This is a genomic window from Bacteroides sp. (genome assembly GCF_028690125.1).
Taxonomy (GTDB): Bacteria; Bacteroidota; Bacteroidia; order Bacteroidales; family Bacteroidaceae; genus Bacteroides.
The window spans coordinates 36,476-50,298 of record NZ_JAQVBV010000011.1 but is presented as its reverse complement, the minus strand read 5'-3'; the positions used below and the strand labels follow the sequence as shown (position 1 = coordinate 50,298).

The 13,823-nt window shown below is 40.2% G+C and carries 11 protein-coding genes; 1 reads left to right on the top strand and 10 read right to left on the bottom strand.

Annotated elements, in window-relative coordinates:
• Positions 1 to 15 precede the first annotated feature (15 nt).
• The 5 genes from PHO71_RS09320 to PHO71_RS09300 all read right to left on the bottom strand — a co-directional run bounded on the left by PHO71_RS09320 (position 16) and on the right by PHO71_RS09300 (position 5,390).
• Positions 16 to 2,136, bottom strand: coding sequence for a zincin-like metallopeptidase domain-containing protein (locus tag PHO71_RS09320; protein WP_300202148.1), 2,121 nt, complete (start codon positions 2,134 to 2,136; stop codon positions 16 to 18).
• Between the two features lie 10 nt (positions 2,137 to 2,146).
• Positions 2,147 to 2,755, bottom strand: coding sequence for a hypothetical protein (locus PHO71_RS09315; RefSeq protein ID WP_300202145.1), 609 nt, complete (start codon positions 2,753 to 2,755; stop codon positions 2,147 to 2,149).
• Positions 2,748 to 2,882: a hypothetical protein gene (locus PHO71_RS09310; protein WP_300202142.1), complete on the bottom strand. Its 135-nt coding sequence runs from the start codon at positions 2,880 to 2,882 to the stop codon at positions 2,748 to 2,750. The genes PHO71_RS09315 and PHO71_RS09310 overlap by 8 nt, the downstream gene beginning before the upstream one ends.
• 164 nt (positions 2,883 to 3,046) lie before the next feature.
• Entirely contained in the window at positions 3,047 to 4,147 is a 1,101-nt protein-coding gene (locus tag PHO71_RS09305; RefSeq protein WP_300202139.1) for an RloB family protein, read from the bottom strand.
• Complete coding sequence (locus tag PHO71_RS09300; protein WP_300202136.1) at positions 4,131 to 5,390, bottom strand: ATP/GTP-binding protein; 1,260 nt, start codon at positions 5,388 to 5,390, stop codon at positions 4,131 to 4,133. The genes PHO71_RS09305 and PHO71_RS09300 overlap by 17 nt, the downstream gene beginning before the upstream one ends.
• A 328-nt stretch (positions 5,391 to 5,718) precedes the next feature.
• On the opposite strand from PHO71_RS09300, the gene PHO71_RS09295 reads away from it, so the two are divergent.
• A complete protein-coding gene (locus PHO71_RS09295) occupies positions 5,719 to 7,272 on the top strand; it encodes an OmpA family protein (RefSeq protein WP_300202133.1) in 1,554 nt (517 codons plus the stop codon).
• A gap of 557 nt (positions 7,273 to 7,829) precedes the next feature.
• Here the strand turns inward: PHO71_RS09295 and PHO71_RS09290 are convergent.
• The 5 genes from PHO71_RS09290 to PHO71_RS09270 all read right to left on the bottom strand — a co-directional run bounded on the left by PHO71_RS09290 (position 7,830) and on the right by PHO71_RS09270 (position 13,820).
• Positions 7,830 to 8,969 carry a StlD/DarB family beta-ketosynthase gene (locus PHO71_RS09290; protein WP_300202130.1) on the bottom strand — a complete coding sequence of 380 codons (1,140 nt, stop codon included), beginning with the start codon at positions 8,967 to 8,969 and terminating at the stop codon, positions 7,830 to 7,832.
• A gap of 52 nt (positions 8,970 to 9,021) precedes the next feature.
• Positions 9,022 to 9,642, bottom strand: a complete 621-nt coding sequence (locus PHO71_RS09285) for a TetR/AcrR family transcriptional regulator (protein ID WP_300202127.1) — start codon at positions 9,640 to 9,642, stop codon at positions 9,022 to 9,024.
• A gap of 306 nt (positions 9,643 to 9,948) precedes the next feature.
• Positions 9,949 to 10,206, bottom strand: coding sequence for a hypothetical protein (locus PHO71_RS09280; protein WP_300202123.1), 258 nt, complete (start codon positions 10,204 to 10,206; stop codon positions 9,949 to 9,951).
• A gap of 1,079 nt (positions 10,207 to 11,285) precedes the next feature.
• Complete coding sequence (locus PHO71_RS09275; RefSeq protein WP_300202120.1) at positions 11,286 to 11,876, bottom strand: TetR/AcrR family transcriptional regulator; 591 nt, start codon at positions 11,874 to 11,876, stop codon at positions 11,286 to 11,288.
• A gap of 390 nt (positions 11,877 to 12,266) precedes the next feature.
• Positions 12,267 to 13,820, bottom strand: coding sequence for a glucosaminidase domain-containing protein (locus PHO71_RS09270; protein WP_300202117.1), 1,554 nt, complete (start codon positions 13,818 to 13,820; stop codon positions 12,267 to 12,269).
• Between the last annotated feature and the right edge of the window lie 3 nt (positions 13,821 to 13,823).

Here is a 13,823-nt window from a genome sequence, read left to right as displayed (position 1 = left end):
TCGCTTCCCATTAGACTATCTCCGCATCCCGGTATGCATCCGTTCCTCGTGTTCCACTTCCTCTTCCCGCTCATTCACCACTTCGTCATCAGTCGCCTCATAGCGTTTGGGAAGCTGCATACCCACATAATCATACACATTCATATTCGTCTGCTCATCAATCACACGTGGCGCATATGCTTGATCCTTCCAATAGTACAATTCATTCAGACTATTGACTGCAACCCGTGAGGTTCCTTTTTCCCTATCACGCTGAACGCTTCCAAGAGAATAGTCAGCCAATCCTTTCGCCACGGAAGAGTTACCCAAATCCAAAGTGAAGTTCAAGTCATACTTATCATCCGGCTTCGAGACAAATACAGCCCTCGCTTCACCATCAATAAGAATGTCCCGGCTGACAGATTTCGATATAGGATCTTCAACAGGCGAACCATTAAAAGAAATTCGTCCAAATGGGTCCACATTTTCATTTACAGACAAAAGACGTCTCCGAATTTCCGCAAAATAGCCTAAGGTATCCTCCAAACGCTTTTCATCTGCCAACTCAACAAAAGGCAAAACGGTGTTACACTTATAATCCAAAGCACCAACCATACACTTTCCTTGTGCGAAAGCCTTTACCACATAATACTCATCACTACCCGGCAAACACACTTCCCAGTTCACTTTGCCTTCCAATCCCTGCTTTTTCAACCATGCGGGGTCATTCCTCTTCTTTTCAAACTCATCCGTGAACTTATCGACAAAAACGTCCCGATATCTTTCAACTGGATACCCTTTCAAATAACAAGAAGCCTTCGTTATCTTATCATAGGTTTCCGCATCCAGACCGACAGTCAACATCTCCATTGCATCGTCAATACAATTTCCCTCTATGCGAACCACGTGATCACCATTCTTGTTTACCTCGATACGAACCGGTTCACCACGCATGTAGTCAACAAGTATCTTCTGGACAGCATCACAAGCTTCCTTATCAGTCAGATGTATTTCTGTCGTCACATCAGAAGGGATGCTAGTAATTGGCAAAAGATGAACTTGTTGGTTCTCAGTAGAAGCAGTCTTCAACCGCATATTGATCGTTTCAATCTTTTCTCCCACCATAGCCGTCGAACGCTTCACGTCAGTCAGGATGCTCTTGATGAACTCCGGTGATTCGGCCAATGCCGCCAACCAATTTTTCAAGTAAGCGCAACTTTCCTCCTTCACCGTTTTTGTCAGTCCGTGCTTCTGCATCACCAACGCACTACCCAGCTCCGCTACCAATTCTTCACGTGCGTAGCCCGGCGAACCGAAGTAGCTGCCTGGCTCGAATCTCTTTAGCCGGCTTTCTGCCCCCGTCGAGTGTATCATTTCATGGAAAGCCGTTCCGTAGAACGATTCTCCTTCATAGAACTGCTCCTTCTCGGGAAGGACTATCTCATCACTCTTCAGCGAATAATAGGCCTTATCTTGATGCTTCAGGTGGATGGGACACAACCATTCGTTGTTCCGAATCAGCTCATCCATTGCCGGGAAGCAGTACCCCGTAGCCGTAAGTTCCGGTGGTAATGCCACGTTGGTCGCCTTGAGCTTCTCGTAAAGCTCTGGGCGTGCCTCCTGCATATTCGTCTGGTCGGCATTGAACACATTATAGACTTGCAGTTTTGGATAGACCTTATATTCCTGTTGCTCCCCCAGAGAGAGTTTCTTGTAATCATCATAGCTGATTTTCCGCTTCGTTTCCTCATGTATGACCGTGAATGTAGTTAGAAAGACCGGAAAGCTCTTGGCACCCTTCAATACTGAAACTTGTGGCAACAGGTTCCCCTCCTTATCGGTTAGTGGTTTACGTACCCCATCTTTCCCTTTGGCATTATTAAGGCTGGTCACTCGTTCAAAAGTCATGAACACCGGTATCTGATACCCTTCTTTTTCACAATGTAGCATCAACATCAACGCATTCATGCCGTTGTACTCTCTGCCCGACAAGTTCCTCGGCCATTGAAGAGCACCTTCCGTGAACCAGGGCTTTTTCCAATCCGCATGAATACTCTTTATTTTCTCAATCATCATCTCTGCGAACCGATCAAGTGCCCGATCTTCCGCACTGCGCCCATCCGTGGGGGCGTAGTTTTTCCGTTTATTGGTAGCCATGACGTGTGGATTATTCGGATTCTACTTTACTTTTGCCCCATTGAGCTACCTGTTTGAACCGACATCCCAGGTTCATCCGGTCATGATAGAACAGGATATCCAATGCACCCGTTAGGTGAATACCGCTTCCCTTCACCAGAAAGTCTTCCTGTTCTCCGGAAAAACGGATAAACCGTACCCACGTGAACGTACGTTCTTCCCCCAACTGCTCACTGCTATAGCCGGAGAAGTACAGATATTTATTTCCATTCTTATCATTCTTGATTTCGGGTACACTTCCGATGGTACCATAGAATTCGATCTCTCCTGTGATACTATCCGGTTTCGTTTCATCGGAAAGCATAATGCAATCGGTCGTAAGGTTCAGGAACAAATCCTCTTTGTTCTTACGAAAAGTCAATATACCGGACACTTCCACCGGAATCCCGATTTCATACTGTGCCAGTTCCGGAGGCGTTCCGCCTCTCTGTCGGATAGATACCAAGCATTCTCTGAAGTTTTCCGCCCCGTTGGGTAAACAGACTTTCACTGACAGGTTAGTGAAAACTTCCCCCTGTTTGTTCGTTTTCAAAGTGGCAGCATGACATATTTTGCCGCGCACAACATTTCCTTTAATCATCTTCTTCTATTTTTTTATAGAAACAGCCATCTGATGCCATCACAAAGTAGTAGATAGCAACAATCAACTGAATCTTGCACGAAGAAAAGATACAGGGGATATTATAGATAGTAAACGTCAGTTTCAAAAGTAGTACTATTTTCCTGAAACAGTACCCTTTACGATATTAATAAAACTAAAAACAAATTCTAAAGCAAGCGAATCTTAGATACTCTTTCAAAAACAAAAAGAGCGAATATTTAATTTAATGCCAGTTTCCTGTATATTTTACGCGGTAAATTAATATTAAACTTAATAATAGGCATTGTAATCGGGTAAAAACAGATATTCCGGACGTGTTGCAGTCCTTTCAATAAATGCGACCTCCGAATCATTAAAATTGAGAATACAAAATGAGCCTTCCTGCGGATATAACAGTAATCGTCCACTCAAATTCGTGAATTCATTCGTTTTCCAATCATATTTCTTAAGGAACCCATCCGGAAGAATCACTGTCCGATCAGACTTGTTACAGATAACAATCGCATTCCTGCACACTCTTATATACAATTGGTTGCCTGCATCGGTAAACAAACATTCTGCACCAGCATTAAGAACTTTCGTATTTATCAAGCGACAAATCAATCTGTCCACATTCGTATATGGGTTTCTTTCATAAATGGGAGAAGTATCCAAAGCATCACTATCAATCCTCAATTTATGTGCATTGATAATGCCGGCTCTTAGTCGGTTCTCAACCAATGGGAATGTTGATTCTGACGTTTTTGTCTCTTTCCAATAATTCATCATCCGGGCATAACCATTGATACATTGCTCACCTTGACAAGCCTTCTCTGAAGCATATTCTGTCATACAACGGCAAGGTACTTTCTTACCATCTATCCGTTCACCACATTCAGTGGCTTGAAAGTTATAATACAGATACTCGAAATGCAATAACAAGTAATACTCGAAACTGCGACTAGAGAAAGCAATATAGACTTTTTTACCGTCAATGATTTTCTCGGCTTCCTCGAAAGCCTCCTTATGGGCAGGATGCTCATCTTTATCAAAAACGGCCCATGCTTCATCAACTCCTTCGGACAATTTCTTACGGGCGAATTTCACCCACTTCAACGGTGGCACACCTTCAATAACAACCTGCGGCTTTGTCTTTTTCCCTTTTACCTTACGCTTTTGTGACTTGTAAGCACCACGGTTGGCGGATATCGGTTCCTCTTGGGATACATCAGGTTGTGGAATTGTTTTAATGTCACAGTCTCCTATATGATAAACGCCGTCAATGAGCCGATCACATAAGGATGTGAAAAACAAAGGCTCTGTCTTTTCTCCTTCGCAAATGATACGGATGACGTACCGACTATGCTTGGTATCTTCATTTAGACGTGCCATTTGCTACAAATAGTTTTTCTAACGACTTCAAGGTAGGGACTGCGCCGAACTTGTTATTCATATACCATTTCCCAAATGGCGTGTCCTCTCTCACATCTTCAAAATCAGATAATGAGAATAATTCAGAGGAGCCAAACTCATCCTTCTCAACAAACCACACCTGATCCCGACGGATACTATCCTGATCCAAAAGATTCACGTCATGGGTGGTAAAAATCAACTGGGCATTTTTATTATTAATCCGTTGATTCTGGAATATTTTGACAATCAGTTGGGTGATATAGGTATGTAGCCCCGAATCTATTTCATCGACCAGCAAAGGACTACCACTTTCAAGGGATTGTAAAATATAACAACCTAACAGGAAGAGGGCACGGGTTCCAAAGGATTCCTCGGTAAACGGTAAATCTGTTTTTCCGACAAATTCACCATTGTTATAACGTCGGTGCAAGCTTTTAACCTCATAATCGGCTTTCTCCGAATGCCGTTTTTCTACATCGAAATCTTTCACCCCTGTATCGGCGAAAGCCAATAGTTCGGACAGTTTCTCCTTATCCTGCGGATGTTTGGTTATCCACTCCATCATATCATTGTAGATACCCAGCTTTTTATCTTCATGATATCCGTTTGATACAACTATGTCAGACAGGTATTTGGCCGCTACTGTTATATTCTTGCTGGGAGTATCCGTTATGAATTTGGATAGAATCAGTTGATTGGCAAAAACGGTGAAAGACTTAATCCCGGTAATTGAAGAACCTATCTTGACCGAATGAGTGAATGTGTCTTCCGTAGCATCACCTTTCACTCTATCAAATAAGACTGTAACTTTTCCTTTGGGATAATAAGTAAGGCTTTCTACCAAAACCTCTTCTCGATTAAACTCCAACTGATAATTATAGCGTACTTTGTCCGCTATGAATTCAATAAAAAAATGAATAGGGGCATTAGCTGTTCCGTCATCAAATTTAAACGGGTCATACAAGGGGACATTATCTCCCATGCGATTATCCAGATTCTGTACCCATCGTTTAAGCCCATACAAGAATTTGATGACATTCGTTTTGCCTGAAGCATTGGCTCCAAAAATAACGGAGATCTTCAAGGCTTGTTTCATGCCTTCACCTTGCGTTATGCACTCACACATATTCATCAACTTAGCCTTAGACTTGGCAGGCTCTGTTGTAAATGTACAATCATTCTTAAATGACCGATAATTGCCAAATTTCAGATTTAAAATCATTTTTCCGAGTATTTTATGCAAAATAAGCAAATTAAATCGGATAAAACAAATTTTCTTAGCAATTATTTCCTATATTCATGAAAGTACATCCACTCGAATTGTATTATCCAAAGACAAGAATAGAAACACCTCATTTCACCCTCTCAAAGAACAACAGAATAGCACCCTCCAATAGTTCGATTATCCTCCCATAAAGTTCGATTACCCAAGTATATAGCCAATTAAAACTAAAGCAACAGCTCCTTCCGTTCCTTTACTTTGCCAGACTCTCCAAAGACCTTTATTTTGCTTCGTTTTTTTATTTACTCACTTAAAAAGGAAAAGAAATATGCTAAAAAAAGCCCTATTCGCCTATCTGTTGTCTGTCTGTTCGATATCCTATGCACAGGATAGTTTATCAGTACAAAATTCAACAAACAAGACAGCCAGTCCACAAACAGCTGAAAACAACATCAAGCATTTGACTTTCAAAAGAGTTAACTACAAAGCAGTATCACTTCCACAGGAAGAACAGCCGGAGTTCCTGATACCGGCTTATATAGACGGAGAATACCTGCAAAGTAAATGGAACTCCAACTGGTTCATCAACCTCTCCGGGGGAGCAAGTGCATTTATCGGAAATCCATTAGGGTGCGAAGACCTGTTTGGGCGCGTTCGCCCCATGTTACACGCATCCATCGGAAAATGGTTCAGTTCTACCGTAGGCGGACGAGTGGTTTTTCAGGGTTTAGACCTGAAAAACCACTTCATAGAGCGGCAGAAGTATTGCCACATCCATGCAGACTTCTTATGGAACGCAACGAACCAGTTCCGGGGTTACAACCCGGATGCTCGCTGGAATCTCATTCCTTTTCTCGGAACAGGTATAGTCCATAACCAGCAGACCCACCAACATCCTTTCACGCTCAATTATGGCTTAATTAATAGCTTCAAAGTCCATGACCGCTTCTCTTTATCACTGGAATTAGGAGGATTCACCACTCTGTCAGACTTCGACGGAGCCGGAAAAAACAATCAATTCGCAGACCATTTGTTTCATGTATCAGCGGGTATCAGCATCACATTGGGAGAAAAAGGCTGGAAACGGGTAGTTGACGTTCAGCCCTACATCAACCAGAACAACCAGTTATTGGCAACAAACCGGGACTTATACGAAACAAATAGACGGCTCAGACAAGAAAACACAAAGCACGGTATGGCTATTGACCAGATGCGGAACATCTTGGAGATTGAAGGACTCCTAAAACGCTATTATGAGGAGCTGAATAAGATAGACACCGCACTGCCTTCAGATTCGATTTCTACGGAAAAGACGAATTTCCATTTTCCCAAAAACGACTATAGCGGACTAAACTCACTACGGGAACGCCTGTCGGCCACATACAGCAAAAAAAGAAATGGGGATTTCCACAATTTGGAAGATGACTTTTCGATGCAAGAAATAGATTACCTTTTACCAATCTCCGGAGACTCTCTAATCAATGGAGATTCTCTGTTGAGCAAAAAACAATCTATCTACTCGCAGTATATCAGTAGGATGATAAAGCAAAAGGAGTGTATAGGCTCCCCAGTACTCTTTTTCTTCAAGATCAGAACCGCCTCCCTGACCGAACCTTCCCAACTGGCCAATCTGGATGAAATTGTTCGTCTCTGTAAGAAATACGATTTGAGGTTGAGAGTAACAGGCTATGCCGACAGTGCTACAGGTAATGAGGCAGAAAACACAGCACTCAGCCAAAGTCGTGCTCAATACGTCACTTCCGAATTACAAAAAAGAGGCATTGTGTCCAATGCTATTATTCAGGAAGGGAAAGGAGGAGTCGATATTTATTCGCCGAATGAAATTAATCGTTGCGTGAAAGTTGAAATTCATCTGCCTTAATCAACAAGAAGAATGAAAACTGTGTTTAAACAAAAAGCGGAAAGATACATACCTTCCCGCTTTTTCATTTACTGACACTCGTGCTGCGTAATTTGGCTAAATCCCAGAGTTTGTCAGATTTCGAAACAATGGATAGAATTATGCTCATGTATCATATTGACTTTTACAGTCACTTTGAATAGCCGGAAATAGAATGAAAAAGACTACTTGAAACGGTATTGGAATATCCTCCGGAATCATTACTTTTTAAATAGGGAGCTTAGTCATAGAAAGAAAAGACCTCGACCGCTAATAATCAAAAGTTGAGATGTATTTTTATACTTTCTTGGATTTTAGCAGACAGCAATATAATTCAATAAAAGCATGGAATAGCTTTTTGTATTAAGTAAAAATAGTGGAAAAGATAAAGGAAAGATAAAACCTCCTATACTATATATTTACATATACTGCTATTCAAATCTATCATCCTTCTTTTTTGAAAATTGCCACTTTTTCACTTAGAAGACAAGCATGACTCTCTTTTCCGAAAAAGAGAGACTTTTTTGGAGGAGAAGCAACTAATTTGCGGTTAATAAAGCTATGCCATACGAGAATCTACCACTCTCTGGAACTAAAAGCAATATCTGATCTCCTTTATTTAATGGTTTTGTACGTAGTAATTCATTTAATGCGGCAAATATGGCTACTGAACCTACATTCCCAACCCAGGTGAGATTGGTAAACCATTTGTCCGTTGGAAGATTAATTCCTCTTTTAGTTATTTCTTCTGCCAGCTTATTATAAAAATACATGGAAGAAATATGTGGTATGACATATCTAACTTTTTCTGCATCTACATTGTGCTCCTTAACGGATTTTTCAATTGCATCAACAAAATATGGCACAATAAATTCATTAAGTAGTTTTACGTTTTGCTTTATACACCAAACGGATTGCTCTTGAATCTCATTTCCTGTAAAGTCTTTCCAACTTACCAGTCTCCCTTCAGTGTTTACATCTGCCCACATATACATACATGCAGGTTTACAATTAGCATAAGAAATAGTATTAATCCATTCTATTTTTAGTCCTCCACCATCAGCACATTCATTTTGCAATAAAACGGATGCTGCTCCATCTGATAACATATACCGAAGAAAGTCTTTCTCAAATGCAATGACTGGATTATTTTCAATACGTTCCTTGCTCTTCAATTCTTCATTAAAGAATTTGGATAATAATACAGGTGAAACCAATTCTGAAGTTGAGCATACCGCATTATACGAATTACCTGACATTATGGACAAATAGGCTGTTTTTAAGGCTACCATACCCGTCAAACAAACTCCAGCCAATGAAAATATTTCTAAGGGATGTTTAAAAGTCTCTCCATGCACCATCGAAGCATGTGACGGCAATAATTGGTCTGGGGTTGAAGTTCCACAGGTAAGAACCTCAATTCCCAACATCTCCTCCTCAGAGTTAAATAATCTCACTATTGACTGTTTTGCCAATTCCGCATTAGTATGCGTTATATTCTGATTGGCATCAAGAGCATAATAGCGCGTTTTTATACCATTTTGCCTTAAAATAACATTTTTCACTCTTGACGGCTTTTCACCTATCATACCGAGATATCTCTCCATTTCCTCATTTCCAACTGCTCTATTAGGGAAAAAAGAGGAAGTCGCTGTGATAAATACATCTTTTATTTCCATATAACATATCGATTAGTATGTTACAAACATACAAATAAAATACATAAGACCACTAGGATTGCTCTTCTTTTTTCAGCAGTTTATAAAAATCATGCATTTGTCCTTTAAGCAGGGAAGTATTCAAACCAAATGATAAAGAATCTAGAAATGATTGCCCGTAAAAAAGATATATAAAATGCTTTGCCGTGTTTAGCACATCTAAGTCAGCCCTAATTTCTTTTGATTCAATCGCTTTTTGTAATATGGCACACCAGATGCTCAACTCGTTATTTCTATTTATTAAGAACTTCTCATGTAATTCCGGGAAGTGGGTAGATATTTGAAGGATTAAAGATATATACAATTTGCTAGCATTACTGGAGGACAATTCATCGATAATATCTTGCATACTCCTCATTGTGTTTTGAATACCTATAATATAGGAATCAATAAAATCCAATAAAGTAGCGTGACCATTGACACTCATTTTATTTTCGATCTTTTGCTTGTCAATTATGAAAGATTCAATAACCTGTTTGAACAACTCTTTCTTAGTAGAAGCATAATAAAATATTGCTCCTCTTGTCATGCCCGATTTTTCCTCTATATCAGAGATGCTTACTCCTTCAAACTGCTTAGTTAAAAATAGCTTAAAAGCAGCTTTATATAAATGTTCTTTATGGCTCCTTCTCATACTCGATTTTATTAAAAAGCAAAATTAGTTTTTTTTATTGGCCTTGACAAGCTAATATCTAACTTTATCAAACATACCAATACTCTTCGTTTGTATGCAGATGATATCAAATAGTATTTTATGATATAAAATCACTTCAAACATAAACGACTTTTGTTCCGTCCATTTAATAGTTCATCTCAAGGCAAACGTTTTAGTACCAATGACGCTATTAAAAGAGTAGTTACAGGCGTTGACATCAAAAGAATTTATTAATTAACTATTTATCAGAGTGATAACATCAATTAAAGAATAAACGATAGTTTTCTAATTTGCCGCAATCTTTCGCCGCTGTTGTCTCAGCCCCAACCACTGCTCATAATTCACCAACGCTTGTTTAGCAGCAATGATATGAGTGACAAGTAACCCGATAGGTTGCTGTTTATCAGCTTCCGGCAATACCATATCACTCAATATTTTCGTCAAGGAGTTCGTTTCCTGAGTCGTCAGCTCACGCAAAATCTTCTGTCCACCCATTGTAGTCTCCAAGGTTGGTTTTCCACTCTCCCGAAATACATGTGGCACTTGCTGCCAGAGGGCATAAAAGAACTGATGTCACTCTTCCGTGAAATACAGGCTTCCGTAGCAGCCTGTATTTGTTATCTCCTTGTTTTTTTCCTCTTTTTCTCCGTCCTCGTCAAACTGCGTTGTCAGACTATCCAAAGCCCTTTATTTTGATTTGCTTTTTATTTACTCAAAAAGGAAAAGAAATATGCTAAAAAAGCTCTATTTGCCTTTCTGTTGTCTGCCTATATGGTATCTTATGGAAAAGATAGTTTGTCAGTACAGTCAGTACAGAATTCAGCAAGCAAGATAGCCAGTCGACAAACAGTTGAATAGCTAATTATAGTAATGGCTATGTTTATACTATACATGAGAAAGTTCAACGTGAAAATAAATAAAAACACAGTATAACTCCTTTATAGATAATTCTGGAAAACTTCATTGCTTTTCAAAATGAATGATGTTTTTTTATAAGTTATAAGATTTTTAGATTAATAGATCAATGACAAGCTCGTTATCGTTTTTGATTCTCTTTGTTAGTAAGGCGATATAAACTTTGTGTAAATGGACTAATGATGATTATTACTCACTCATATCAAACCGTCACTAAGCAAGCTTACCCCATTCTGGGATAGAGCTAAATAAATTATCTCATTAAAACAATAATTTGACAAGCAATTTCTTTGGTTCACAAAGAGTGATAGTTGCTTGAATTAGCAAATTAAACATATATTCTAAAGGGCAGAATATTCGTTTTTTACCATATCAAATAAAAACAAAGCCCATAATTGAATACCTATGGATGACCTGGCCGGTTATGGAACTGTTGGTCTTCTTCCATTACGACAACGGATGCTCGTTTATCTGGAAAAAGGTTGTGGGAAAAAGGTGAAGAAACTACTTCCAAATGTTTGAAAAAAAAGAAATCTAATAAAAGCCAAGATATAACTGCAAAAAAAAATGAAGCTACCAAGGTAAACTCCAATTAGAGTATTCTTGGAGGTTTTTGATTTTTAGGGGGGCTGTACTTTATCGGATGCTTACAAATAATCCATGCAAATATTTCTAGTACAAAAAATAATTCAACTAAAATATTTAAACTAACTATTAGTTTTTATCAAAGGAACTATCCTGGCAAAAAAATCATCAAACACACCATCAACCGGACAATATACATCAAGCATGAGAACACCAATACGCAGTGCAAATAATGATTTAAATATAGTTTCTCCTGAAGAATTATCTAACTCTAAAACAGTCCGTTTCACAAACAATATTTCCGAATTTATTGATTCAATTAAAATTTCATTGAAATTTGGATAATATTTAGATGCCTGCAACATAATATTGAATAAAGCACTCTCAGGTTTCGGTTCGTGATAGCACGACTCAATATCCTCTTTGATTCTATCAAATGGCGTTTTGTAGTTCAGAAATAATTTAGGAATATCATACGATGAAATAGTTAGTTTTTCACACGTGGATAGTTGAAAAAAAGGTAATACCAATTGCTGTATTATAGCTTCAAATAACTGTTGCTTATTTTTGTAATAATGAAAAATAGAACCTCTAGTCTTACCTATTGCCTTTTCCATTTGTTCAATAGTAACCTGTTCCCAATTATTGATGAATAATAGCTGATAAGCTTTGCACAAAATTAAAGACTGTGATTTTTCACCTTTATTTTTCATAAACTGAACACCTCCTACAAGTGACTACCTCGTACCCCTACTTCGAGACAGACATAAGAAAAGCGGTAGGGCATTAACCTATCTGCGGGGAAGGGAGTCGAAGCCCTCGTACACAAACAGACAACGCCCTCCCGCTATACGGAAGGACGTTTGAACTGCTTTCTCGTGTACGATTAAATTTCGACTTTTTCCCCGCACTGAAAATCAGCTAAACGCTTTTTTTTCTCAAATATAAAAAGATAGTCGATTAACGACTATACAAATTTAGATAAAAATATCGATTTATAAGCATGTTTCATGAGAAACTAGCTTTATTTACTTATTTTTTTCTCGCAAATCAGTGTGAAATAACAAATAAATTATCACCTTCACCTTTCAGATTAATAGATTTCAATTCCGCTGTAATCCTTCTTGCCGCTGTTGTTCCAGTCCCAATCCTTGTTCATAATTTACCGAAGCCTGTTTAGCGGCAATGATATGAGTGACAAGTAACCCGATGCGTTGCTGCTTGTCAGCTTCCGGCAATGCCGTATCACTCAGTATTTTCGTCAGGGAGTTCGTTTCCTGAGTCGTCAACTCACGCGAAATCTTCTGTCCGCCCATCGTAGCCTCCAAAGTCGCTTTTCCACTCTCCGACAGACACACGCGGCACTCACTGGCAGAGGGCACAAAAGAACTGATGTCAATCTTCCGTGAAAGACAGGCTTCCGTAGCAGCCTGCATCTGTTGCTCTCGTGTTTTTTCCTCCTTTTTCCCGTTCCCGTCAAACTGCGTTGCCAATGCCATCAATCCGGTATAGAGAGTCATCACCATCTCCATGATCGGATCGCCTCCCATCCCCATGCCGGCATCTTCCGACGAAAGAATCTTTTTCATCCATTCCTCCACCGATAACAGTTTACTTTCTCCCTCTTCCGGCTGTTGGGCGGCCAGTTCCTGCTTATTCCCTTCAGAAGCATACTTCGCAAGCAAATTCTCACCGTTGGAAAGCAACTGCACCCGGATATTCCCTTTATCTGCAAGGTCAGCCAGATAAACGGCAGGGTCTAAGTCACGGATGTTTCCATCCAACGCCACCTGCTGTACACCGATATGCAGATGTTCGCCCGTCGTGCGGGTACCAGTATTACCAGCCACGCCTACCTGTTGCCCCGCCTTCACCATCTCTCCGGTTTTAACTCGTATGGAATCCAGATGCAGATAAGAAACCTGATACCGCGTCCCGTCCTCACGGCCATACTCAATACTGACCGATTTCCCGCCTGGCTTTCCCGCATTCTCATTGACGGCAATCACCTTTCCTCCAGTCTCCGTAGCCAGTACCGCCTCATGAGATGCCTTGATGTCAACACCCTTGTGCATTTGTTTCTGGGTAGTATCCATCGGATCGGTACGCATACCGAAAGGCGAAGTCACCAGCATGAATTCCTTACGTTCCAGTGGGAAAGCATACTGGTTGGCGGCTACTTGTTGTAACGACTGCCGCTCCATCACCATTTGATCGTATTTATTCAACCCGTTCTTCTCGATAATCTGTTGCAGCGTACCCGCATAATTCCCTCCCGAGGCATATCCGGCACGCTGCAACCCCATGCACCAGCCTCGGTAATCATCCGGCGAAAGTGCGAAACACTCCTTGTACCGGATATTCTCTTTCAAGAAAGAAGAGTGGTGCTCATAGGAATCCGCCACCGAAGCATAAGTACAGAACTTCTCATCGGGCCGATCATCCGTATAAGTCAGGTAGGTGCCACCGTTCTTGAGCCATTCCCCCGTACACTTAATGCCGAAGTGAGCGTTCCCCTTTTCGGACAGTTCGCTTTGCCCGTTGCTACTCTCCAAAATGCCCTGCGCCAATGTGACAGAAGCCGGAATACCGTAACGTTTCATCTGCTCCATAGCATACTCGCCATAGGTAGCTGCGTATTCTTCATTTTTAGTCATGCT